The organism is Arcobacter sp. 15-2, from assembly GCF_047159865.1.
Taxonomy (GTDB): domain Bacteria; phylum Campylobacterota; class Campylobacteria; order Campylobacterales; family Arcobacteraceae; genus JAIOSF01.
In genome coordinates this window covers 628732-649197 of sequence record NZ_AP038804.1, presented here as the reverse complement: position 1 = coordinate 649197, position 20466 = coordinate 628732, and the positions used below count along the sequence as shown (strand labels likewise).

The window sequence follows — 20466 nt, the reverse complement described above, 5'->3', positions numbered from 1 at the left end:
ATTATAGAAATAAAAAAGGTTGAGAATATCCCAACCTTTTTTATTTTCCTGTTTTCAAGTAATTAGCAAGAAGGAACATTTCCTGAATCATTTGCATATTCATAAAAGAAATCATAATAATGTGGAATAAATTTTTCTTTTACTTTTTTTACATTAGGACATAATGATTTGATCTCATCACCTAATTTACCGTCTTCATATATTGCTTCCCATTCATCTTGTGAATGTTTTCCTGCCATTTTTGCACCAGTCATATCACAAGCATTTTTTAATTTTTTAGTAAATAGTTTCTGACCTTTTGCTACATCTGCATTTACTACTGTTGCTGATACTGATAATGCAATAGCACCCGATAATATTAACTTCATTAATTTATTCATTAGAATCCTTTATTTTTAAGTTTACTTTTTATTATATCATAGAAAAATTTAAATATAAACAAAAAAGTTGAAAATATGTTATAATTGATGATGAAATATTACATATTAAAACAATTAGCACAACATTTAAACAGTTATAAAAATATCAAATATATTAAAAGAGTTGAAAACAATACTATTAAGATAGAGTTCAATAATCAAAATATATACTACTTCGATCTTCCAAAAGGTGATGGTAATGTTTATAAAAAAGAGATAAATGACAATATAAAAAAGGATTTTAACGCTCCTTTTGATGTTTTACTACATAAAAGATTTACATCAAGTAATATACAAGAGGTGTGTTTATTAAATGATGATAAAATTTTGCAAATAAAAGTACAAAGTAAAAGTTCATATAAAACAGAAACTACTATATTACAGCTTGAGTTTACTGGGAAAAATACAAACATTATAATATTAGATGAAAATAACATTATATTAGAAGCTTTACGGCATATAGATGAATGGTCATCAGTAAGGATGGTAAAAGTAGGGATTGAACTTTTACCTTTAGAAAAACCAAATTTTCAATTTGAAGAAAAAACAATAGATGATATAGATACTTTTTTACTAGATATCTATAAAAGTAAAGAGCAAAAAGAGTTAGTGAATATTAAAAAACAAAAATATATACAACTAAATAAGCATATAAAAAAAATAGAAAAGATACTTAACAATTTAGAAAATATAGAAGAACTAGAAAAAAATGCAATTATTTATAATGAGGAAGCAAGTCAAATCATTTCAAATCTGTATCAATATTCAGGATTTGAAAAAAGTGTAAAATTGAAAAAATCAAATGATCTTTTTACTAAATCAAAAAAAACAAAACAAAAACTCAAAAACCAACATATAGAAGAAACAAATCTTACTCAAAAACTTGAGTTCTATAAAAGAATGATGCAAATTATTAACAATGCACAAACAAATGATGAGATAGAGTTTTATATGCCCAAAAAAGACAAAAACCAAAAAAAGACAAAGAAAGCAAATCCTTATAAGAGTTTTTTTATAGATGGATATAAAATAATGCTTGGTCGTGACGAGAGAGAAAATATTTATCTTCTTCAAAATAGTAGAGCAAGTGACTATTGGTTTCATTTACAAGAACAAGTGTCTTCACATGTTATTGTTTCTAATACGAAAAAAACAATTCCTGATAAACTTATAGAGGAAGCAGCAAAAATTTGTGCAAAATTTTCAAGTGATTTTGGAGGGACATTTAAAGTTGATTATACACAAAGAAGAAATGTAAAAATTCAAAATAGAGCAAATGTATTATACAATCCATATAGTACGGTTGTTGTAAAAGTATAAATTGGTAAATTTATTTATTTTAAAATAATTTAAGGAACTTTTAAATATTTATCGATTATAATTCCGCTATCAAACAAAAGTAAACTAGCTTGATTAGGGTCCTTAGCTCAGCTGGTTAGAGCACTCGGCTCATAACCGAGTGGTCGAAGGTTCGAGTCCTTCAGGACCCACCACTTTTAGTTTGTAACTTTTTTAAGCGGGAGTAGCTCAGTTGGCTAGAGCCTCTGCCTTCCAAGCAGATTGTCGCGAGTTCGAGTCTCGTCTCCCGCTCCACTTAAAATCAAATTTAATAATATTGCTTCAGTAGCTCAGCTGGTAGAGCAGCTGATTTGTAATCAGCAGGTCGTAGGTTCAAGTCCTATCTGAAGCTCCACTTATTTAATTTAAAATCTTAAATCTTTTCGATATAATTCTCAAAATAAAATATTAAATACAATACTTTATAATACTCTATTTTAAAATAATATATAATATGCAAAATAAAGGAAACACTTGGAACAGTCAGTTAAAGAAATACTAAAACATATAGGTGAAGACCCCACAAGAGAAGGTCTTTTAGATACACCAAGAAGAGTGCAGAAGGCTTGGGAATTTATGTGTGGAGGGTATAAACAAGATCCAAAAGAGATCATTCAATCAGCACTTTTTAAAAGTTCAAATAAAGAGATGGTAATAGTTAAAGATATAGAGCTATATTCAACATGTGAACATCATATGTTACCAATTATTGGTAAAGCTCATGTAGCATATATTCCAAATGGTAAAGTAATTGGATTATCGAAAATACCAAGAGTTGTAGATGTTTTTTCAAGAAGATTACAAATTCAAGAACAACTTACCGAACAAATAGCAGATGCAATAAATGAAGCAATAGAACCAGAAGGTGTTGCTGTTGTTATAGATGCTCGACATATGTGTATGGAGATGAGAGGTGTTCAAAAAATTTGTTCAACTACTATTACTTCTGCTTTACGAGGAATTTTCAAAAAAGAGAAAAAAACAAAAGATGAATTTATGAGTATAATTTCGTCTTCTTTTCATAAATAAAAACATAAAGTAAAGTTTCAAGTACTTTACTTTAGCAATACAATTTATATATTACGACTGTAGAGATGTAATATATAAAATTGCTGCCATTCCAATTGCAATTACAGCGAAAATTTTCCACATAATAATATCCCTTCAAAAAATTTATTGATTGTATTATAATTTTGCTTTTAAATGTATATGAAAAATTCAATAATAAATAATAAATTTAAAAAAGTACAATTGTTCTAAAAGAAATAGTATTCCTTTTAAAAAGGAAATAAATTTAGATTTTAAAGTCTTAAAAGACCATTAAACTTGACATTTTAGATAAAAAAAGTTATAATCCGCGTCCATACATTGGTTAGAGTGATACAAAACACACGGTTTTGCATTAGTTCTAATGAGTTCTTTAAAGGAAAAAAAATGGAAAAAATTAGATTAAAGTTAAAAGCTTACGATCATAGAGTGCTTGATCGTTCTGTTGCTTCAATTATTGAAGCTGTTAAAAGAACAGGTGCTGAATTAATAGGTCCAATCCCAATGCCTACTAAAATCAGAAAATATACTGTTCTTAAATCACCACATGTTAACAAAGACGCTAGAGAGCAATTTGAGATCAGAGTTCATTCAAGAATGATTGATATCGTATCTGCAACACCAGATACAGTTGATAGTTTAATGAAACTTGATCTTGCACCAGAAGTTGATGTTGAAGTTAGATCAATGGGTCAAGAGTAGAAAGGAGTTATAGATGGAATTTATTGTAGAAAAAATCGGAATGAGTCGAACTGTAACTGTTCCTGCTGTACCTGTAACTCTTGTAAGAGTTCTTGATACTAAGGTTTGTGAAGTTAATGATGGTGTAGCTATCGTTGCATACAGTGATGGTAAAAAATTTAACAAAACTATTGAAGGTCAACAAAAAAAGTATGACTTATCAAAAGAGTTTAACAGATTTGCAACATTAAATGTAGCAAATACAGAAGCTGGTGATATTGATACAGCTGCTTTAGTTGAAGGTGTAGTTATTAAATCTACATTCAAAACAAAAGGTAGAGGTTTTGCTGGTGTTGTTAAGAGATATAACTTCGCTGGTGGTAGAGCATCACACGGACATAGAATGGGTAGAAGAACTGGTTCTATTGGTAATGCAGAATGGCCAGGTAGAGTTATGCCAGGTAAAAAAATGCCAGGTCACTATGGTAATACTAATATTACACATAAAAATGATGTTGTTTCTTTTGATGCAACTACAGGTATTTTAGTTCTTAAAGGTTCAGTTGCTGGTGCAAATGGTACTTTAGGTAGAGTAAGGATTGCATAATGAGTAAATTATTAGTATTAAATGAAAAATTTGAACAAGCTGGTGATATAGCTTTAGGTGAAAAATTTGAGGGAATTAATTCTCACAACTTACACTTATATGTTAAATCATATTTAGCTGGAATAAGAGCAAATACAGCAAGAGTAAAAAACAGATCTGAAGTAAGCGGTGGTGGTAAAAAACCTAAAGCTCAAAAAGGTTCTGGTGGGGCTAGATATGGTTCTATGAGATCACCATTATTTGTAGGTGGTGGACAAGTTTTTGGACCATCAAATAGAAACTATAACCAAAAAATTAATAAAAAACAAAAAGTTCTTGCTTTAAGATATGCTATTAACGCACAAGCTGAAAAAGGTTCTATTTTTGTCGCTGATTCAATTAAAGTTGAGTCTGGTAAAACAAAAGATGCAAAAGCTATTGTTAATAAATTAAATAAAAGAGATCTTTTAGTTGTTGTTGAAAACTTTGATGATAAAACATACTTAGCTTTCAGAAACATCAAAAATTGTTATGTGATTGAAAAATCAGAATTAAATGCTTATTTAGTAGCTGCTTACCACTCGATTTTAATCGAAAAAGCAGTAATAGATAGCTTAGTATAAGAGGTATAAGAAATGGCAGATATTACAGATATCAAATCAATTGTTTATACAGAAAAAACTATTGAGCTTCAAGAAAATGGTGTAATTGTTGTACAAACAAGCACTAGAATGACAAAAAATGGTTTAAAAGAAGTATTTAAAGAATATTTTGGTGTAACACCTATGAAAGTTAATTCTTTGAGACAAAGTGGTAAGGTAAAAAGATTTAAAGGAAAAGTTGGTGCAAGACCAGATTTCAAAAAATTCTATGTAACATTACCAGAGGGCGCTGAAATAGCGAACCTTTCAGCATAAGGGAGTAGGAAATGGCAATTAAAAAATTTAGACCAATAACACCTGCTAGAAGATTTATGTCTGTTATGGATACTTCTGATATTACTTCTAAAGCAACTGTTAGATCTCTATTAGTTAGAGTTAAAGCAAATGCAGGTAGAAATAGTAACGGTAGAATCACATCTAGACATAGAGAAGCTGGTGCAAAAAAATTATACAGAATTATTGATTTCAAAAGAAATAAATTAAATGTTCCAGGAACAGTAGCAACTGTTGAGTACGATCCATATAGAAACTGTAGAATTTGTTTAATCAATTATGCAGATGGTGAAAAAAGATATATTATCCAACCTTCAGGATTAAAAGTAGGTGCTACTATCACTGCTGCTGAATCAGGACTTGATATTCTTCCAGGTAATGCAATGAAACTTGCAAATATCCCTGTTGGTACTATGGTTCATAATATTGAAATGAAACCAGGTAAAGGTGGACAAATTGCTCGATCTGCTGGTGGATATGCACAAGTTATGGGTAGAGAAGATAAATATATTATCTTAAGATTACCATCTGGTGAAATGAGAAAAATTCTTGGTGTTTGTATGGCTACAATTGGTATCGTAGGAAATGAAGATTTCTCTAATATGGTAATCGGTAAAGCTGGTAGACAAAGACACTTAGGTAAAAGACCTCAAACTAGAGGATCTGCGATGAACCCAATTGATCACCCACATGGTGGTGGTGAAGGTAAGACTAACTCAGGTAGACATCCAGTTACTCCATGGGGTATGCCAACTAAAGGTTATAAAACTAGAAAGAAAAAAGCTAGTGATAAACTAATCATTTCAAGAAAAAAGAAATAAGGGTATAAAATGGCAAGAAGTATAAAAAAAGGTCCATTTGTTGATGCTCATTTAGCGAAAAAAGTAGCTAAAGCAGTTGAGTCTGGGGACAAAAAACCAATTAAAACTTGGTCAAGAAGAAGTATGGTATTACCAGATATGATCGGTCTTACATTTAATGTACATAATGGAAGAAATTTCGTACCAGTTAATATTACAGAAAACCACATCGGTTACAAATTAGGTGAATTCGCACCAACTAGAACTTTTAAAGGTCACAAAGGTTCAGTACAAAGAAAGGTAGGTTAATAGTAAATGGGTAAAGCTATATTAAAATTCGTTAGACTATCTCCTATTAAAGCTAGATTAGTTGCTAGAGAAGTTCAAGGTATGAATGCAGAAGTTGCTATTGCATCTTTAGAATTTACACCTAACAAAGCTGCTGGAATTATTGCTAAAGTTATCGCTTCTGCAGTTGCTAACTCAGGTTTAGAGCCAGAAGAAGCGATCGTAACAAGTTGTAGAGTTGATAGAGGTCCAGTTCTTAAGAGATTTACACCAAGAGCTAGAGGTAGTGCTTCTCCAAAACATAAGCCAATGGCACATATATATGTTGAAGTAAATGCTATAGAAGGAGACAAGTAATGGGTCAAAAAGTTAATCCTATTGGACTTAGATTAGGGATCAATAGAAACTGGGAAAGCAGATGGTTTCCAAAAAAATCTACAATGCCTGAGAATGTTGCTGAAGATAACAAAATTAGAAAATTCGTTAAAAAAGAATTATACTATGCAGGTATTGCACAAACTCTTATCGAAAGAACTACTAAAAAAGTTAGAGTTACTATTGTAGCTGCTAGACCTGGTATAGTTATCGGTAAAAAAGGTGCTGATGTTGAAAAACTTAAGAATAATCTTAAAGCACTTGTTGGTAAAGATATTGCTGTTAATATTAAAGAAGAAAGAAAACCTTTCATCTCTGGTCAATTAGCTGCAGAAAATATTGCACAACAACTTGAAAGAAGAGTCGCATTTAGAAGAGCTATGAAAAGAGTTATGCAAAATGCAATCAAAGGTGGAGCTAAAGGTATTAAAGTATCTGTTTCTGGTAGACTTGGTGGAGCTGAAATGGCTAGAACTGAGTGGTACTTAGAAGGTAGAGTTCCTTTACATACATTAAGAGCTAGAATTGATTATGGATTTGCTGAAGGTCATACAACTTATGGTTGTATTGGTATTAAAGTTTGGATCTTCAAAGGTGAAGTACTTGCTAAAGGTATCCCTGTTGAAAAGTCAGACGAAAATGAAAAATCTAAAAGACCAACAAAAAGAAGAGGTAACTAACAATGTTAATGCCTAAAAGAACTAAATACAGAAAAGAGATGAAAGGTCGAAATAGAGGTAAGTCTTTTAATGCTAATACATTAGCTTACGGATCTATTGGAATCAAAGCTTTAGAGCATGGTAGAATTGATGGTAGACAAATTGAAGCTGCCAGAATTGCTATGACAAGAAAAGTTAATAGAACAGGTAAAATATGGATTATGGTATTTCCAGCTAAACCACTTACTGCTAAGCCACTTGAAACAAGAATGGGTAAAGGTAAAGGTTCAGTTGATAAATATGTTATGAATATTAAGCCAGGTAGAATTTGTTTTGAGATGGCTGGTGTTGATGAATCACTTGCAAGAGAAGCTTTCGCATTAGCTCAAAGTAAACTTCCTTTTAAAACTAAGATTGTAACAAAAGAGGGTGAAAATGAATTATTCTGATATTAGCGCTAAAACTTTAGCTGAGTTAACTGAATTATTAAAAGAGAAAAAGGTGCAACTTTTTGAACTTAGACTTAAGTTAAAAACTATGCAATTAACAAATACAAGTGAATTAAGAGCTGCTAAAAAAGAGATTGCTCGAATTCAAACTGCTATAACAGCAGCGAAGTAAGGATTAAAATTATGAGTACACATAAAAGAGAAATCCAAGGTACTGTGGTAAGTATTGCTGGTGAAAAAACTGCTTCAATCTTAGTTGAAAGAAGAGTTTTACACCCAAGATACCGTAAGACTGTTAAAAGATTCAAAAAATATTTAATTCATGATGAAAAATGTGAATTAAAAATCGGTGATACAGCTATTGCTGTAGAGTGTAGACCTTTATCTAAAACTAAATCTTTTAGATTAAAAACAATTTTAACTACAGGAGCTAATGTATGATACAAAGTTTTTCTAGATTAAATGTTGCTGATAACACAGGTGCTAAAGAGATCATGTGTATCAAAGTTCTTGGTGGAAGTCATAGAAGATACGCTACTGTTGGTGATGTTATTGTTGCTTCAGTTAAAAAAGCTCTTCCTGTTGGAAAAGTTAAAAAAGGTCAAGTTGTTAAAGCTGTTATCGTTAGAACTCATAAAGAAGTTCAAAGAGAAAATGGTTCATTAATTAGATTTGATGACAATGCAGCTGTAATTCTTAATGATAAAAGAGAACCAATTGGAACAAGAATTTTCGGACCTGTTGCTAGAGAAGTTAGATACTCTGGTTTCATGAAAATTGTTTCTTTAGCTCCGGAGGTATTATAATGGCAACTAAGTTTAAAATTAAAAAAGGTGATACTGTAAAAATTATCTCTGGTGATGACAAAGGTAAAACTGGTGAAGTTTTAGCTGTATTACCAACAAAAGGTAAAGTTATAGTTAAAGATTGTAAAATTGCTAAAAAAACAGTGAAACCATCAGAAGAAAATAAAGATGGTGGATTTGTTAATAAAGAGATGCCTATTGATATCTCTAATGTTGCAAAAGTAGAAGGTGAGTAAGATGGCTGCTAGATTATTAGAAAAATATAAAAGTGAAATCAAACCAGTTTTAGAATCAGAGTTTCCACAAAATAAAATGTTAACAGCTTCTTTAGAAAAAGTTACTATTTCTGTTGGTACTGGATTTGCTATGAAAGATAGTAAATTAATGCAAAATATTGCTGATACTATCTCTTTAATTGCTGGTCAAAAAGCTGTTACAATAAATTCTAGAAAATCAATTGCTGGATTTAAAGTAAGAGAAGAGATGCCAGTTGGTGTAAAAGTTAACCTTAGAGGTGAAAGAATGTATGAATTTATTGATAAATTATGTTCAATTGCACTTCCAAGAGTTAAGGATTTTAGAGGACTTGATAGAAATGGTTTTGATGGTGCTGGTAACTTTAACTTCGGATTAGACGAGCAATTAATGTTCCCAGAAGTTGAATTTGACAATATTATTCAAACACATGGTATGAATATCTCTATTACAACTTCAACAAATAGTGATGAACAGTCTTATAGATTATTAGAATTAATGGGTATACCATTTACTAAAGGGAGAGCATAATGGCAAAGAAGTCAATGATTGCAAAACAACAAAGAACACCTAAGTTTTCAAGTAGAGCTTATACAAGATGTTCTTCTTGTGGTAGACCAAAATCAGTTTACAGAGACTTTGGTCTTTGTAGAATTTGTTTAAGAAAAATGGCTAGCGAAGGTTTATTACCTGGTGTTAGAAAATCTAGCTGGTAAGCTAAAAAAAGTAAGGAAAAAAGCCCATGATGAATGATTTAATCGCAGACGCTTTAACAAGAATCAGAAATGCATCAATGAGAAAGTTAGAAGTAACTACATTGATCCATTCTAATACTGTAGAAGCACTTTGTAAAGTGTTAAAAGAAAAAGAGTATTTAGAAGAATGTAAAGTTGTAGAAACTGAAGGTTCTCCAAAGAAAACAATTAGTGTTACATTAAAATACGACGATAATGATAATAGTGTTATTAATGAAGTTAAAAGAATTTCTAAGTCAGGTAGAAGAGTTTATAAAAACGCTTCTGAACTTAAATCTTTTAAAAATGGATACGGAACAATCGTAGTGAGTACTAACAAAGGTGTTATAAGTAATGAAGAAGCTTATAAACTTAATGTTGGTGGTGAACTATTATGTTCAATTTGGTAAGGAGTTAGTATGTCTAGAATTGGTAAAAAAGCTATCTCAATCCCAAGTGGAGTTGAAGTTACAGTAAATAATGGTGTTGTTACAGTAAAAAAAGGTTCTAAATCTATTGATGTTGATACACATAATCGTGTAGGAACTGAATTATCTGATGGTTCTCTTTCTTTTACTTTGGTTGGAGAAGAATCTCAAGATAGAGCTTACTGGGGTACATATAGAGCATTAACTCAAAACGCAATCACTGGTTTAACTGAAGGTTTTAAAAAATCTTTAGAGATTAATGGTGTTGGTTATAGAGCTGCTGTTAAAGGTAAAGTTTTAGAATTACAATTAGGTTTCTCTCATCCTATTAATTTTGATATCTCTGATGATATTGAAATTACTGTTGAAAAAAATATAATTAATATTAAGGGTAGCAGTAAGCAAGAAGTTGGTCAAGTTGCTGCGAAAATTAGAGGTTTCAGACCACCAGAGCCATACAAAGGTAAAGGTGTTAAGTATACTGACGAGCATATCGTTAGAAAAGCCGGTAAAACAGCTAAGAAATAAGGTATAAAATTATGAGTAGAGCAAAAGATCTAAGTAAAAAAAATTCTTTAAGATTAAGAAGAAAAAAAAGAATCAGAGGAAACATCAGCGGTTGTGCTGAAACTCCAAGATTAAGTATTTTTAAATCGAACAAATATTTTTATGCACAAGCAATTGATGATGTAGCTGGTAATACACTAGCTGCTGTTGATTCAAGAGTATTGAAATTATCTGTTAGTAAAGAAAATGTTGTAAGTGTAGCAGCTAAATTAGCTGAAACATTAAAATCTAAAAATATTGAATCAGTTGTATTTGATAGAAATGGTTACTTGTATCATGGTGTTGTAGCGTCTTTCGCTGATGCACTAAGAGACAATGGAATCAAATTATAAGGGGCAATGATGGCAATTAATAGAGATGATTTCGAAGAAGCTATTGTTAAAATAGGTAGAGTTACAAAAGTTGCTAAAGGTGGTAGACGATTTAGATTTACTGCATTAGTAGTTGTTGGTGATAAAAATGGTACGATTGGTTTTGGTGTTGGTAAAGCTAAAGAGGTTCCAGATGCTATTAAAAAAGCATTAGATGATGCATTCAAATCTTTGGTTACAGTTAAACTTAATGGTTCAACTATTAACCATGATATTGAGCATAAATATAACGCAAGTAGAATCTTACTTAAACCTGCATCTGAAGGTACAGGGTTAATTGCTGGTGGAGCTGCTAGACCTGTTCTAGAACTTGCTGGTATTACAGATATTATTGCTAAGTCATTAGGGTCAAATAATCCTAATAACCTTGTTCAAGCTACTGTTGAAGCATTAGCTAAGATTAAAGGATAATAATTATGTCAATTTTACAAGATTTACAACCAGCTGATGGTAGTACAAAAAACAGAAAAAGAGTAGGAAGAGGTCAAGGTTCAGGAATGGGTAAGACTTCTACTAGAGGTCAAAAAGGGCAAAAGTCTAGATCTGGTTATAAGATTAAAAGACACTTTGAAGGTGGTCAAATGCCACTTCAAAAAAGAGCTCCAAAAATCGGATTTCATTCAAGAGTTGCTAAACCTTATTCTATTAATGTAGATAAAGTTGTTAAAGTAGCAAACCTTGAAGAGATTACAATGGAAACTATTAAATCTGTATATAAATTGTCAAAAGAGGTTACTAAAGTTAAACTTATTGGTTCAACTACAAACGAATTGGCTTCTAAGATAAAAGACGAAAACGTTACATATACAGGTAAATAATTCTTATGAATAAGGATCTATTAAATAAGATTTTAATTACATTAGGTTTTATTTTAATATACCGAGTACTGGCTTATGTTCCAGTACCTGGTGTAGATTTAACAGTAGTTAAAGAGTTTTTTGACTCAAACTCAAACAATGCATTAGGTTTAGTAAATATGTTCAGTGGGAACGCTGTTGAAAGACTTAGTATTATCTCCCTAGGTATCATGCCTTATATCACCGCTTCAATTATTATGGAACTTCTTGCTGCAACATTTCCTGCTCTTGGTAAAATGAAAAAAGAGAGAGATGGGATGCAAAAGTATATGCAAATCATTAGATATGCAACAATTGTAATTACATTTGTACAAGCTATTGGAGTTTCTATGGGATTAAATTCTCTTACGGGAGCGGCAGGTCAAAGTGCAATTATGATTGATATGGATACTTTTGTTGCTGTATCAACAATATCTATGATAGCTGGAACAATGATGTTGATGTGGATTGGTGAGCAAATCACACAAAAAGGTATAGGAAATGGTATTTCATTGATTATTTTTGCAGGTATTGTTTCCGCAATTCCAAGTGCAATTGGTGGTACTATTGATTTAGTAAATAATGGACAAATGAATTTCTTAACTGTAATTGCTATTTTAGTTGTTATTTTAGCAACAGTAGGTGCGATTATTTATGTTGAATTAGGTGAGCGAAGAGTTCCTGTTTCATATAGTAGAAAAGTAATCATGCAAAATCAGTCTAAGAAAATCATGAATTATATACCTATTAAAGTGAATTTAAGTGGTGTTATTCCAGTAATTTTTGCAAGTGCAATATTAATGTTCCCTGCAACTATTTTACAAGGTACACAAAATGAAACTTTGATGGCAATTTCAGATTATTTAAATCCAAATAGTTATACATTTAATTTTATAACATTTTTATTTGTTGTGTTTTTTGCATATTTTTATGCATCAATTACATTTAATGCAAAAGATATATCTGAAAATCTAAAAAAACAAGGTGGATTTATCCCTGGTATTTCTCCTGGTAAAGGTACACAAAATCTATTAAACGATGTAGCAAGTAGACTTACTTTTTGGGGTTCAATATATTTAGGATTAATTGCAACACTTCCTTGGTTAATTGTAAAAGCTATGGGAGTTCCATTTTTCTTTGGTGGAACAGCTGTTCTAATTGTTGTACAAGTTGCAATTGACACAATGAGAAAAATTGAAGCACAACAGTATAATGATAAATATAATACGCTTAGTGCGACAGGTCTGTGAGTAAATTATGGCAATTCCATTAAGAAAAGCAACAGATATTGAAAAGCTTCGTAAAGCAGGTCAAGCTGTTGGTAAAACTCTTAAATATCTTGAAGAAAATGTAAAAGCAGGAATGACTTTATTAGAAGTAGATGCTATGGGGGAAAAGTACTTAAGAGATTTAGGTGCTCGTCCTTCATTTAAAGGACTTTATGGATTTCCTGGTGCTATATGTACTTCTCTCAATGAAGTAGTGATTCATGGTATTCCAAATAATTCAGTTCTTCAAGAAGGTGATATTTTAGGAATAGATATTGGGAGTGAAATCGATGGTTGGTATGGTGATGCTGCTATTACTATGCCAATTGGTAAAATAAGTAAAGAAGATGAAGCTTTAATTGCTTGTAGTAAAGATGCTTTGTATCATGCAATTGATATTATCAAAGAAGGTATGAGGTTTAAAGAGTTAAGTTTAGCATTAGAAAATTTTATTACTGATCGTGGATTTGTTCCATTAGTAAAATTTTGTGGACATGGTATAGGTCGAGAACCTCATTGTGATCCTGAAGTGCCAAATTATCTTGATAGTCCTAACCCAAAACAGGGTCCTAAAATTAAAAATGGAATGATTTTTTGTTTAGAACCTATGATATGTCAAAAAGATGAAGAGCCTGTAATTGATGAAAACGATAAATGGTCAGTACGAAGTGCTGATGGTTTACGAACAAGTCATTATGAGCACCAAGTTGCTATTGTAAATGGCAAAGCAGAGATATTAACTCAACTATAAGTTTTAAAAGGAAAAAAAATGGCAAAAGATGATGTAATCGTTGTTGATGGTAAGGTTATTGAGGTTTTACCTAATGCAACATTTAAAGTTCAGCTTGATAATGGTCATGTGGTTTTGTGTCACATATCAGGAAAAATGAGAATGCATTATATTAAAATTCTTTTAAGTGATACTGTAAAAGTAGAAATTACTCCTTATTCTTTAGATAAGGGAAGAATTACACACCGATATAAATAAAATTATATTACACTAAATTGAAAAAGAGGGAGGAAGCTACTTATAGCTTCCTCCCTTTTTTTATGTCTGATTTTTAGATTTAAGAAACTTTTTGCTGCTCTTCTTCTATTCTTGATTCTAGCTTTTGTTTTTGATCAATTAAAAACATTATGTTTTCTTTTAACGCTTGTCTGTCTTGATAAGATTCAATAATAAATTCATACAATTTTGGTCTATTTTGTTTCCAATTATGCAATGTAGTTTTATTTACTTCTAAATCACTTTCCATTTTTCTTAAGCTTGGGCCAGTTTTTACTTTGGGTGCTGTCATTTTCATCCTTGTGTTAAGTCGTCTTTGAATTGTACAATTATATGGAACAAAAGTCAATAAAAATAATATATTTGTTCCAATTATTGGAACAAAAGGTGTTGAAAGGCTAGCTTTTGTATAATTTTATTTATGAACATAACAAATAAGATGAAATCAGAGATAATTGATATTTTAAAAACAAATAAAATTTTAGGTAATGAATATGTAGAGAATATTTATTTTTCTTATAAGAAACAAGAAAATTTTATTTTACCTAATAGTATTGTTGCATTAGAAAATTATGTATCTAATTGTTCTTTGTGTGAATTGGGAAAGTTAAAGAAAAATTCATTATTTGCTAAGGGAAATATTTTTTCTAGGTTTTATATCATTGGTTTAAACTATAATTATACTGATGATAAAAAATTTGAATTGTTAAAAAATATGGTAGAAAATGTTATTGATGTGAATATTAATAATACATATATAACAAATATACTAAAATGCAACGCAATTAAATCAAATAATAACTATAATAAAGAGGCAGAACTTTGTGTAAATTATTTGGAAAAACAAATTACAATAGGTGCTCCTGAGATAATTATTACAATAGGAGATGCTTTTGATCATATGATTAAATCTAAGGATAAAGTAACTGATGTATCTGGAAAATTATTTAGTTATAATGGCACAGATTTAATTCCTTTGATGGACCCAGAGTTTATATATAAAAATCCATCTTATAAAGAAAAAATGTATCAAGATTTAAAAAAAATAAAAATTAGAATGGATGAAAAATGAATATCATAATTAAAACTTTATTGCTTGTGTTTATATTTACAGGTTGTTCTCAAACAAAATATTCGGGTCAATCATATAATGTATCAAATAACTCATCAAATAGTTATAATACAATAATTGAAAAAGATGAAGAACCAACTCTTTTTATCAAAAAAGAAGTTAAATTAAAAACAAAAATCGCAATTGTTTTTCCCTCATATACGATTGGTAAGTATGCGTTAGAAGCAACAAATAGTATTAACACTTATCTGATAAGTAGAGATGAACCATTTGAACTTGTTGTATATGATATCGTAACACAAAATAAAAAGAATATTTTAAATGTAATGGAAGAGATAAAAAAAGATAATATTACAAAAGTAATTGCAATGATTACTAAAGAAGATGTTAAGTATCTAAAAGATGTTTTTAATATTTCAAATATTCAATTTTATTTACCTTTAGTAAATAAAGGAGATATCATAAATGTAGAACAATTAAATAATTTAAATTTAACATTTGGTGCTATAGATTATAAAAAACAATTTGAAAAGCTTTTAGAATATGCTAATGGAAATCCTCTTGTAGAACTATATGGAAACTCAGGTATTGGAAGGACATTACATCAGTATTTGAAGAATGAAAATATTAGATATAGTAAAAAAATAGACGACAATAATGGGAGATATAAATTTTTTCTTCGAAATAATAAAAAGTTAGATTATAGTTATGTTTTTCTTAATACACCAATTGTCAAAAGTTCTATTTTATTATCTGCGATTAATTCACAAGAGTTGCTTATCTCTAAAATCATGTCTACTCAATTGAACTATACTCCATTACTATTTTCACTAACACAAACAAGAGATAGAAAAAAATTAGTAATAGCAAATTCTATTGGAAAAATTCCAGAAGATTTAGAGGAGTACAATAATTTAATAGGAAATAATTTAAATTATAGTTGGGTTAATTACTCAACTATTATTGGAATTGAATATTTGATGAATGATGATATTTCTAAGTTTGAAGATATAAGTTTACACGATAATCAAATTATTTATCCCGTAAAACTTTATAGTGTACAAAAACATTCATTTCAGTTGATAAAATAAATTCAAAAGAATTTATTTTATATGATTTAGTATTTGTGTTAAATCTTTTGTATCTATTATAATGTTAGCTTCTTTTTTTAGAATCTCTTTTGCACAAAATGCTATTCTTGTATCAGCATGTTCAAACATACTTCTGTCATTTGCTCCATCGCCTACAACTAATGTATCTGCTCTTGTTACACTTAAAATATTTTGTAGTCTTTGAATCATATCACCTTTACTATAATCAAACATCATATCTCCACCAACTAATCCAGTTAATACTCCATCTTTGTGATGTAGAACATTTGAAAAATCAGCATCTAAACCCAGTACTTCTTTTGCAGGACTAGTTCCCACTCTAAATCCACCAGAAAAGCAGATTACTTTGTATCCTTTTGCTTGAAGTGCAGGTACAATTTCAAGTGCCCCTGGCATTAAAGGTAGGTTTTTACCAATCTCTATGACTTTATTATGGTCTAACCCTTTAAGTAGTTCAACTCGAGTGATTAAACTTTCAAAAAAGTCTAATTTTCCATTCATTGCTAGATCTGTTATCTCTGCAACTTCTTTTTCTAAGCCGAGTTCACGAGCGAAAAAATCAATTGTTTCCCCATCCATTAATGTAGAATCAAAATCAAATACTGCTAATTTCATTATTTATACCTTTTGTGTTATAATATAAGCAATTATATCGATAATTTCGTTAGAAATTGATTTATTAAAAGGTTAACCCTATATGTTTGAAACACTTATAAAAACACTAGAAGAAGATAAATATTTAACATTGGAAACTACTCCACCGCATGAACCAACAATGGATAATATTATTAATAAAATAGAAGAATACGGTTTGGATAAAAAAGTAGCAGGATTTAGTACTACAGATAATCCATTAGCAAAATTAAAATATGGTGCAATGTTTGCAAGCGTTAAATTACAACAAAAATTCAACAAACCAGTAATTACCACTATGAGTATGAGAGATAAAAATAAAATAGCTTTACAAAGTGATTTAATTGGTGGAAATGATTTTGATTTACGAGCAGTACTAGCCCTGACTGGTGATCCTGCAAACATGAGTGACCAACCTCGTGCAAAAGGTGTATTTGAATCAAATTCATCAATGCTTTTAGAAATAATTAACTCTTTTAACAATGGAATGGATTATGCAGGTAAACCCTTTAAAGTGAAGCCAAAACCTATTTATCCATTTTCTGTAATGAATTCTCATGCTAAAAATTTAAAATCTTTAGAAAAAAAGATGTTCAAAAAAGTTTCTCTTAAAACAAGAGGTATTATTACTCAGCCTGTTTATGATCTAGATAATGCTAAACAACTTATCACATATATGGAAAATGTACAAAATGAGTTTCAGGATGATAGAAAAAAAGCTCAGCTGATTATTGGGATTTTTCCTATTACACGATTGCGAACTGCACAGTTTTTATCTTCACATGTACCTGGAATTTATGTTCCTCAAGATTGGATTGATAAGTTGGCATCTGCATCTAAAATAAGTATTGAAGAGGAATATAAAGTTGGTATGGAGTTAAGTTCTAATGTTTTAGAATCTATACAAAAAATTCATCCTAAAATACATTTAATGACTGCAAATAAATTTGATGTTGCAAATGAACTAATAAACTAAAAGGAAAATTATGTTTACACTTAAAAAAATATGGAATGCATTGAATCATGCAGGAAAACCTTGGCAAATAGCAATGGCTATTGCACTTGGTATGTTAGTAGGGTTTACTCCTATATTTTCCATTCATAATATTGCTGTTTTATTTATAGTATTGATTTTTAATATACACTTTAGTATCTTCTTACTATCCGTTTCTTTTTTTGGTGTGATTGGATTAGCTTTAGATCCTTTGTTTGCATCAATTGGAAAACTTGTTTTAACATCCGAAGGTCTAGAAACTATTTTTACCTCTTGGTACAATAATCCATTTGGACATCTTTCATATTTTAACAATACAATCACTATGGGAAGTTTAGTTGTTTCTTTAGTATTATTTTTTGTAGTTTATAAAATATCTTCTTTTCTTCTTGTAAAATACAGATCTGTAATTGCGGTAAAAATTCAAAATATCCCTTTACTAAATAAGATGAACTATTTTAAACAAGAGGAACAATCACAAGTAAAAAGTATAAGAACAGTAGGATTAGCAGTTATTGTATTTATTATTGGTTTAGTGAGTTTATTTAATATTTTTCTTTTAGATAATCTTATCAAAAACAATTTAGAAAATGTTATTACTAAATCTTCTAGTAAAGTGGTGAAAATTGGAGATTTATCTACAAGTCTTTTTAGTTCTTCTGTAAGTATAAAAAATTTAAATATAACAGATAAAAAGAAAAAAGATGAAAATGTAAATATCGAAAATATCACTTTAGACATATCTTTGGGACAAGCGATATTTGAACGAATAATTATTGATAATATTAAAGTTGATGGTATTAGTTTCCCATCTGAAGTAGTAGTAAATGAAAAAGTTGAATCTTCTACTTCAAAGAAAAACACAAATAGTTCTACTAAAGAGAAAAACACAATGGATATTGCTAGTTTAAATAGTTTAAAAAATATTAAATTAGAAAAAGATTTTGATAAAGAGATAAAAAAACAATTTGAAAAATATAAAGGTTACTATAATCAAATTAAACCATTATTCAACAAAGAGCAAAAGGTTGTTCAAAAAAGAGATGATGGTAAATATATTTACTTCTCTTTAGAGTCTAATCTTCCAGAATTTTTAATTAAAAACGGTACATTTTCTATTGTAAAAGATAATCTTTTAATCAATGGTAGCTTTAAAGATTTTACAACAAATCAATATTTATATAAAAAACCATTTACTATTTCTATAAATACTAAATCAGAAAAAATTGGAAATGTGATAGTTAATGGCTCTTTTATTGAAACGAAAAAAATAAATAGCGATAAATTAAATTTAAAACTAAATGGTTATTCTTTAGCTAATAAAGAAGAAAAAGATTTTAGTATCTCGAATACAGTTATTAATACAGAAATTGATTTAAATATTGTAAATAAAAATAAAATTAATGGTTCTCAATCAATTAAAGTTTTAACTACTGATATAAAAGTACCAGAGTCAAATAAATATATTGCTATTTTAAATAAATCATTGATGAAAACTAAAGGAATAAAAGGTGATGTTTCTATTTCTGGAACATTAAATAATCCTAAGTTTAAAATCAATTCTAATATAGATTCGATACTGAAAAAGAAAGTTAAAGATGTATTGAACTCTCAAAAAGATGCAATCAAAGCTGAAGTAGAAAATAAAGTCAAAAGTAAAATTAAAAATAAACTTAATGATAAGCTAGGAAATAAATTAAAAGGGATACTAGGTTTTTAAAATATGCAGAAAAAATATGCGAGTATAGATATAGGATTAAAAAGAATTGGTTGTGCTGTTTCTTTTATGTCTCATATTGTCAATCCAAAAGAAGCAATTATACGAAAAAATAGAAATCAAGCAAGTCGTGATGTTGATGCTTTTTTAAAAGAGTGGGAGATAGATACACTTGTCGTTGGATATCCAGCTTCAAGTGAAGATATGATAAAAAGAGTAAATCACTTTGTTACATTATTGGAGTTTGAAGGTGAAATCGTATTTCAAAATGAGAATATGAGTTCGCAAGAAGCAAAAGATATGACAAAGGGAGAAATTAAGCATACAAGAGATGGAAGAATTGATTCAATTGCAGCAAAAATTATTTTAGAAAGATATTTAACAAAAAAGGCTTAATAATGAAAAAGACATATGAAGTAGAAAATGTAAAATGTGGTGGTTGTGCTAACACATTAAAAACAAAGTTAAAAGATATATTTGGCGAAGTTGAAGTTGATCTTGAGGTGTTCCCTAGAAAAATAACTTTAGATATAGAAGAAAACCAGATCGATGAATTAAAAATAAGTTTAAGAAAGATGGGATACCCCTTATCTACTGATCAATTATCAACTTTGGAAAATGTTGGAGCAAAAGCAAAAAGTTTTGTTTCTTGTGCAATAGGAAAAATGGATTCATAATCTGTGATAGGTATAGATATTTGTGTCATCGCAAGAATTGAAAAAATGATGAACAGATTTGGTTCTAAATCATTAGAAAAGTTTCTTAGTCCAAATGAGATATTATTGGTAAAAAACAGTGCAACTGCGGCTGGTTTTTGGGCTGCAAAAGAAGCTGCTAGTAAAGCTATAGGAACAGGCATAGGAAAAGATTGTAGCTTTTTAGATATAAAAATATCTAAAACAAGTAAAGGTCAACCTTTATTAAAATATAAAAAACATGTAAGAAAAAGATTTAAAATCAAAAAATCTTCTCTTAGTATTACCCATGATGGAGGATATGCTATAGCTGTAGTTGTTATAGTTTGAGATAAATAATGTAATAAAAAAAGGGAGAAAATTCATTTTCTCCCTTTTTTTATTTAAAGTTAATT

General features: G+C 29.5%; 35 protein-coding genes and 3 tRNA genes. 35 read left to right on the top strand and 3 right to left on the bottom strand.

What is annotated here, in order from left to right:
• Positions 1 to 62: 62 nt before the first annotated feature.
• On the bottom strand, positions 63 to 380 hold the full coding sequence (locus ACMCMH_RS03530) for a cytochrome C (protein WP_412727149.1): 318 nt from the start codon (positions 378 to 380) through the stop codon (positions 63 to 65).
• A gap of 90 nt (positions 381 to 470) precedes the next feature.
• On the opposite strand from ACMCMH_RS03530, the gene ACMCMH_RS03525 reads away from it, so the two are divergent.
• The 28 genes from ACMCMH_RS03525 (at position 471) to infA (ending at position 13830) form a co-directional block, all read left to right on the top strand.
• On the top strand, positions 471 to 1739 hold the full coding sequence (locus tag ACMCMH_RS03525; RefSeq protein WP_412727147.1) for an NFACT RNA binding domain-containing protein: 1269 nt from the start codon (positions 471 to 473) through the stop codon (positions 1737 to 1739).
• Between the two features lie 96 nt (positions 1740 to 1835).
• Positions 1836 to 1912, top strand: a tRNA-Ile gene (locus ACMCMH_RS03520).
• A 23-nt stretch (positions 1913 to 1935) separates the two neighbouring features.
• Positions 1936 to 2012: transfer RNA gene (locus ACMCMH_RS03515), tRNA-Gly, on the top strand.
• A gap of 24 nt (positions 2013 to 2036) precedes the next feature.
• Positions 2037 to 2112, top strand: a tRNA-Thr gene (locus ACMCMH_RS03510).
• A gap of 119 nt (positions 2113 to 2231) precedes the next feature.
• Positions 2232 to 2786 (top strand): GTP cyclohydrolase I FolE, encoded by a 555-nt coding sequence (folE, locus tag ACMCMH_RS03505; protein ID WP_412727145.1) that lies wholly within the window; start codon positions 2232 to 2234, stop codon positions 2784 to 2786.
• A gap of 405 nt (positions 2787 to 3191) precedes the next feature.
• Positions 3192 to 3506 (top strand): 30S ribosomal protein S10, encoded by a 315-nt coding sequence (gene rpsJ, locus ACMCMH_RS03500; protein ID WP_412727143.1) that lies wholly within the window; start codon positions 3192 to 3194, stop codon positions 3504 to 3506.
• A gap of 13 nt (positions 3507 to 3519) precedes the next feature.
• A complete protein-coding gene (rplC, locus tag ACMCMH_RS03495) occupies positions 3520 to 4092 on the top strand; it encodes a 50S ribosomal protein L3 (protein ID WP_412727141.1) in 573 nt (190 codons plus the stop codon).
• Complete coding sequence (gene rplD / locus ACMCMH_RS03490) at positions 4092 to 4694, top strand: 50S ribosomal protein L4 (RefSeq protein WP_412727139.1); 603 nt, start codon at positions 4092 to 4094, stop codon at positions 4692 to 4694. The genes rplC and rplD overlap by 1 nt, the downstream gene beginning before the upstream one ends.
• Positions 4695 to 4706: 12 nt before the next feature.
• Positions 4707 to 4988 (top strand): 50S ribosomal protein L23, encoded by a 282-nt coding sequence (locus ACMCMH_RS03485; protein ID WP_412727137.1) that lies wholly within the window; start codon positions 4707 to 4709, stop codon positions 4986 to 4988.
• A gap of 11 nt (positions 4989 to 4999) precedes the next feature.
• Positions 5000 to 5827, top strand: coding sequence for a 50S ribosomal protein L2 (gene rplB / locus ACMCMH_RS03480; RefSeq protein WP_412727135.1), 828 nt, complete (start codon positions 5000 to 5002; stop codon positions 5825 to 5827).
• Positions 5828 to 5836: 9 nt separating this feature from the next.
• The gene (gene rpsS, locus ACMCMH_RS03475; protein WP_412727133.1) at positions 5837 to 6115 is read left to right on the top strand and encodes a 30S ribosomal protein S19; all 279 of its coding nucleotides are present in this window, start codon (positions 5837 to 5839) and stop codon (positions 6113 to 6115) included.
• 6 nt (positions 6116 to 6121) lie between these two features.
• The gene (rplV, locus tag ACMCMH_RS03470; RefSeq protein ID WP_412727131.1) at positions 6122 to 6451 is read left to right on the top strand and encodes a 50S ribosomal protein L22; all 330 of its coding nucleotides are present in this window, start codon (positions 6122 to 6124) and stop codon (positions 6449 to 6451) included.
• Complete coding sequence (gene rpsC / locus ACMCMH_RS03465; protein WP_412727129.1) at positions 6451 to 7149, top strand: 30S ribosomal protein S3; 699 nt, start codon at positions 6451 to 6453, stop codon at positions 7147 to 7149. The genes rplV and rpsC overlap by 1 nt, the downstream gene beginning before the upstream one ends.
• A 2-nt stretch (positions 7150 to 7151) precedes the next feature.
• Positions 7152 to 7577 carry a 50S ribosomal protein L16 gene (rplP, locus tag ACMCMH_RS03460; protein WP_412727127.1) on the top strand — a complete coding sequence of 142 codons (426 nt, stop codon included), beginning with the start codon at positions 7152 to 7154 and terminating at the stop codon, positions 7575 to 7577.
• The gene (gene rpmC / locus ACMCMH_RS03455; RefSeq protein ID WP_412727125.1) at positions 7564 to 7749 is read left to right on the top strand and encodes a 50S ribosomal protein L29; all 186 of its coding nucleotides are present in this window, start codon (positions 7564 to 7566) and stop codon (positions 7747 to 7749) included. Before rplP ends, rpmC begins: the two co-directional genes overlap by 14 nt.
• A gap of 11 nt (positions 7750 to 7760) precedes the next feature.
• The gene (rpsQ, locus tag ACMCMH_RS03450; protein WP_412727123.1) at positions 7761 to 8018 is read left to right on the top strand and encodes a 30S ribosomal protein S17; all 258 of its coding nucleotides are present in this window, start codon (positions 7761 to 7763) and stop codon (positions 8016 to 8018) included.
• Entirely contained in the window at positions 8015 to 8383 is a 369-nt protein-coding gene (gene rplN / locus ACMCMH_RS03445; protein ID WP_412727121.1) for a 50S ribosomal protein L14, read from the top strand. Before rpsQ ends, rplN begins: the two co-directional genes overlap by 4 nt.
• Positions 8383 to 8619, top strand: coding sequence for a 50S ribosomal protein L24 (gene rplX / locus ACMCMH_RS03440; protein WP_412727119.1), 237 nt, complete (start codon positions 8383 to 8385; stop codon positions 8617 to 8619). Before rplN ends, rplX begins: the two co-directional genes overlap by 1 nt.
• A 1-nt stretch (position 8620) precedes the next feature.
• Positions 8621 to 9169, top strand: a complete 549-nt coding sequence (rplE, locus tag ACMCMH_RS03435) for a 50S ribosomal protein L5 (RefSeq protein WP_412727117.1) — start codon at positions 8621 to 8623, stop codon at positions 9167 to 9169.
• A complete protein-coding gene (locus tag ACMCMH_RS03430; protein WP_412727115.1) occupies positions 9169 to 9354 on the top strand; it encodes a type Z 30S ribosomal protein S14 in 186 nt (61 codons plus the stop codon). The genes rplE and ACMCMH_RS03430 overlap by 1 nt, the downstream gene beginning before the upstream one ends.
• A gap of 26 nt (positions 9355 to 9380) precedes the next feature.
• A complete protein-coding gene (gene rpsH, locus ACMCMH_RS03425; RefSeq protein WP_412727113.1) occupies positions 9381 to 9782 on the top strand; it encodes a 30S ribosomal protein S8 in 402 nt (133 codons plus the stop codon).
• A gap of 9 nt (positions 9783 to 9791) precedes the next feature.
• A complete protein-coding gene (rplF, locus tag ACMCMH_RS03420) occupies positions 9792 to 10328 on the top strand; it encodes a 50S ribosomal protein L6 (protein WP_412727111.1) in 537 nt (178 codons plus the stop codon).
• Between the two features lie 11 nt (positions 10329 to 10339).
• A complete protein-coding gene (rplR, locus tag ACMCMH_RS03415; RefSeq protein WP_412727109.1) occupies positions 10340 to 10699 on the top strand; it encodes a 50S ribosomal protein L18 in 360 nt (119 codons plus the stop codon).
• 9 nt (positions 10700 to 10708) lie between these two features.
• Positions 10709 to 11149, top strand: a complete 441-nt coding sequence (gene rpsE, locus ACMCMH_RS03410) for a 30S ribosomal protein S5 (RefSeq protein ID WP_412727107.1) — start codon at positions 10709 to 10711, stop codon at positions 11147 to 11149.
• A 5-nt stretch (positions 11150 to 11154) separates the two neighbouring features.
• Positions 11155 to 11556, top strand: coding sequence for a 50S ribosomal protein L15 (gene rplO, locus ACMCMH_RS03405; RefSeq protein WP_412727105.1), 402 nt, complete (start codon positions 11155 to 11157; stop codon positions 11554 to 11556).
• A gap of 5 nt (positions 11557 to 11561) precedes the next feature.
• On the top strand, positions 11562 to 12824 hold the full coding sequence (gene secY / locus ACMCMH_RS03400; protein WP_412727103.1) for a preprotein translocase subunit SecY: 1263 nt from the start codon (positions 11562 to 11564) through the stop codon (positions 12822 to 12824).
• A gap of 7 nt (positions 12825 to 12831) precedes the next feature.
• Positions 12832 to 13593, top strand: a complete 762-nt coding sequence (gene map, locus ACMCMH_RS03395) for a type I methionyl aminopeptidase (RefSeq protein ID WP_412727101.1) — start codon at positions 12832 to 12834, stop codon at positions 13591 to 13593.
• A gap of 18 nt (positions 13594 to 13611) precedes the next feature.
• Entirely contained in the window at positions 13612 to 13830 is a 219-nt protein-coding gene (infA, locus tag ACMCMH_RS03390) for a translation initiation factor IF-1 (protein ID WP_412727099.1), read from the top strand.
• Positions 13831 to 13909: 79 nt separating this feature from the next.
• Here the strand turns inward: infA and ACMCMH_RS03385 are convergent, their stop codons facing one another.
• Positions 13910 to 14140 (bottom strand): hypothetical protein, encoded by a 231-nt coding sequence (locus tag ACMCMH_RS03385; protein ID WP_412727097.1) that lies wholly within the window; start codon positions 14138 to 14140, stop codon positions 13910 to 13912.
• Positions 14141 to 14287: 147 nt separating this feature from the next.
• Between ACMCMH_RS03385 and ACMCMH_RS03380 the strand changes: the two genes are divergently transcribed.
• Positions 14288 to 14920, top strand: coding sequence for a uracil-DNA glycosylase family protein (locus ACMCMH_RS03380; protein WP_412727095.1), 633 nt, complete (start codon positions 14288 to 14290; stop codon positions 14918 to 14920).
• Positions 14917 to 16011, top strand: a complete 1095-nt coding sequence (locus ACMCMH_RS03375) for a hypothetical protein (protein ID WP_412727093.1) — start codon at positions 14917 to 14919, stop codon at positions 16009 to 16011. The genes ACMCMH_RS03380 and ACMCMH_RS03375 overlap by 4 nt, the downstream gene beginning before the upstream one ends.
• A 12-nt stretch (positions 16012 to 16023) precedes the next feature.
• On the opposite strand, the gene serB is transcribed toward ACMCMH_RS03375, so the two are convergent.
• Positions 16024 to 16647 (bottom strand): phosphoserine phosphatase SerB, encoded by a 624-nt coding sequence (gene serB, locus ACMCMH_RS03370; protein ID WP_412727091.1) that lies wholly within the window; start codon positions 16645 to 16647, stop codon positions 16024 to 16026.
• Between the two features lie 82 nt (positions 16648 to 16729).
• Between serB and ACMCMH_RS03365 the strand changes: the two genes are divergently transcribed.
• Genes ACMCMH_RS03365 through acpS form a run of 5 tightly spaced genes read left to right on the top strand, consistent with a single transcriptional unit; the run spans position 16730 to position 20401 of the window.
• The gene (locus ACMCMH_RS03365) at positions 16730 to 17641 is read left to right on the top strand and encodes a methylenetetrahydrofolate reductase (protein ID WP_412727089.1); all 912 of its coding nucleotides are present in this window, start codon (positions 16730 to 16732) and stop codon (positions 17639 to 17641) included.
• Between the two features lie 10 nt (positions 17642 to 17651).
• Positions 17652 to 19379 (top strand): TIGR03546 family protein, encoded by a 1728-nt coding sequence (locus ACMCMH_RS03360; protein ID WP_412727087.1) that lies wholly within the window; start codon positions 17652 to 17654, stop codon positions 19377 to 19379.
• A gap of 3 nt (positions 19380 to 19382) precedes the next feature.
• The gene (gene ruvX, locus ACMCMH_RS03355) at positions 19383 to 19772 is read left to right on the top strand and encodes a Holliday junction resolvase RuvX (RefSeq protein ID WP_412727085.1); all 390 of its coding nucleotides are present in this window, start codon (positions 19383 to 19385) and stop codon (positions 19770 to 19772) included.
• A 2-nt stretch (positions 19773 to 19774) separates the two neighbouring features.
• On the top strand, positions 19775 to 20053 hold the full coding sequence (locus ACMCMH_RS03350; RefSeq protein ID WP_412727083.1) for a heavy-metal-associated domain-containing protein: 279 nt from the start codon (positions 19775 to 19777) through the stop codon (positions 20051 to 20053).
• A gap of 45 nt (positions 20054 to 20098) precedes the next feature.
• Entirely contained in the window at positions 20099 to 20401 is a 303-nt protein-coding gene (acpS, locus tag ACMCMH_RS03345; RefSeq protein WP_412727996.1) for a holo-ACP synthase, read from the top strand.
• Positions 20402 to 20466 lie beyond the last annotated feature (65 nt).

Excerpts from the sequence above, each read along its gene's own strand:
- ACMCMH_RS03530 (WP_412727149.1), bottom strand. The coding sequence starts at position 380 with ATGAATAAATTAATGAAGTTAATATTATCGGGTGCTATTGCATTATCA.
- ACMCMH_RS03525 (WP_412727147.1), top strand. The coding sequence starts at position 471 with ATGAAATATTACATATTAAAACAATTAGCACAACATTTAAACAGTTAT.
- rpsJ (WP_412727143.1), top strand. The coding sequence starts at position 3,192 with ATGGAAAAAATTAGATTAAAGTTAAAAGCTTACGATCATAGAGTGCTT.
- rplC (WP_412727141.1), top strand. The coding sequence starts at position 3,520 with ATGGAATTTATTGTAGAAAAAATCGGAATGAGTCGAACTGTAACTGTT.
- rplD (WP_412727139.1), top strand. The coding sequence starts at position 4,092 with ATGAGTAAATTATTAGTATTAAATGAAAAATTTGAACAAGCTGGTGAT.
- ACMCMH_RS03485 (WP_412727137.1), top strand. The coding sequence starts at position 4,707 with ATGGCAGATATTACAGATATCAAATCAATTGTTTATACAGAAAAAACT.
- rplB (WP_412727135.1), top strand. The coding sequence starts at position 5,000 with ATGGCAATTAAAAAATTTAGACCAATAACACCTGCTAGAAGATTTATG.
- rpsS (WP_412727133.1), top strand. The coding sequence starts at position 5,837 with ATGGCAAGAAGTATAAAAAAAGGTCCATTTGTTGATGCTCATTTAGCG.
- rplV (WP_412727131.1), top strand. The coding sequence starts at position 6,122 with ATGGGTAAAGCTATATTAAAATTCGTTAGACTATCTCCTATTAAAGCT.
- rpsC (WP_412727129.1), top strand. The coding sequence starts at position 6,451 with ATGGGTCAAAAAGTTAATCCTATTGGACTTAGATTAGGGATCAATAGA.
- rplP (WP_412727127.1), top strand. The coding sequence starts at position 7,152 with ATGTTAATGCCTAAAAGAACTAAATACAGAAAAGAGATGAAAGGTCGA.
- rpmC (WP_412727125.1), top strand. The coding sequence starts at position 7,564 with ATGAATTATTCTGATATTAGCGCTAAAACTTTAGCTGAGTTAACTGAA.
- rpsQ (WP_412727123.1), top strand. The coding sequence starts at position 7,761 with ATGAGTACACATAAAAGAGAAATCCAAGGTACTGTGGTAAGTATTGCT.
- rplN (WP_412727121.1), top strand. The coding sequence starts at position 8,015 with ATGATACAAAGTTTTTCTAGATTAAATGTTGCTGATAACACAGGTGCT.
- rplX (WP_412727119.1), top strand. The coding sequence starts at position 8,383 with ATGGCAACTAAGTTTAAAATTAAAAAAGGTGATACTGTAAAAATTATC.
- rplE (WP_412727117.1), top strand. The coding sequence starts at position 8,621 with ATGGCTGCTAGATTATTAGAAAAATATAAAAGTGAAATCAAACCAGTT.
- ACMCMH_RS03430 (WP_412727115.1), top strand. The coding sequence starts at position 9,169 with ATGGCAAAGAAGTCAATGATTGCAAAACAACAAAGAACACCTAAGTTT.
- rpsH (WP_412727113.1), top strand. The coding sequence starts at position 9,381 with ATGATGAATGATTTAATCGCAGACGCTTTAACAAGAATCAGAAATGCA.
- rplF (WP_412727111.1), top strand. The coding sequence starts at position 9,792 with ATGTCTAGAATTGGTAAAAAAGCTATCTCAATCCCAAGTGGAGTTGAA.
- rplR (WP_412727109.1), top strand. The coding sequence starts at position 10,340 with ATGAGTAGAGCAAAAGATCTAAGTAAAAAAAATTCTTTAAGATTAAGA.
- rpsE (WP_412727107.1), top strand. The coding sequence starts at position 10,709 with ATGGCAATTAATAGAGATGATTTCGAAGAAGCTATTGTTAAAATAGGT.
- rplO (WP_412727105.1), top strand. The coding sequence starts at position 11,155 with ATGTCAATTTTACAAGATTTACAACCAGCTGATGGTAGTACAAAAAAC.
- secY (WP_412727103.1), top strand. The coding sequence starts at position 11,562 with ATGAATAAGGATCTATTAAATAAGATTTTAATTACATTAGGTTTTATT.
- map (WP_412727101.1), top strand. The coding sequence starts at position 12,832 with ATGGCAATTCCATTAAGAAAAGCAACAGATATTGAAAAGCTTCGTAAA.
- infA (WP_412727099.1), top strand. The coding sequence starts at position 13,612 with ATGGCAAAAGATGATGTAATCGTTGTTGATGGTAAGGTTATTGAGGTT.
- ACMCMH_RS03385 (WP_412727097.1), bottom strand. The coding sequence starts at position 14,140 with ATGACAGCACCCAAAGTAAAAACTGGCCCAAGCTTAAGAAAAATGGAA.
- ACMCMH_RS03380 (WP_412727095.1), top strand. The coding sequence starts at position 14,288 with ATGAAATCAGAGATAATTGATATTTTAAAAACAAATAAAATTTTAGGT.
- ACMCMH_RS03375 (WP_412727093.1), top strand. The coding sequence starts at position 14,917 with ATGAATATCATAATTAAAACTTTATTGCTTGTGTTTATATTTACAGGT.
- serB (WP_412727091.1), bottom strand. The coding sequence starts at position 16,647 with ATGAAATTAGCAGTATTTGATTTTGATTCTACATTAATGGATGGGGAA.
- ACMCMH_RS03365 (WP_412727089.1), top strand. The coding sequence starts at position 16,730 with ATGTTTGAAACACTTATAAAAACACTAGAAGAAGATAAATATTTAACA.
- ACMCMH_RS03360 (WP_412727087.1), top strand. The coding sequence starts at position 17,652 with ATGTTTACACTTAAAAAAATATGGAATGCATTGAATCATGCAGGAAAA.
- ruvX (WP_412727085.1), top strand. The coding sequence starts at position 19,383 with ATGCAGAAAAAATATGCGAGTATAGATATAGGATTAAAAAGAATTGGT.
- ACMCMH_RS03350 (WP_412727083.1), top strand. The coding sequence starts at position 19,775 with ATGAAAAAGACATATGAAGTAGAAAATGTAAAATGTGGTGGTTGTGCT.
- acpS (WP_412727996.1), top strand. The coding sequence starts at position 20,099 with ATGATGAACAGATTTGGTTCTAAATCATTAGAAAAGTTTCTTAGTCCA.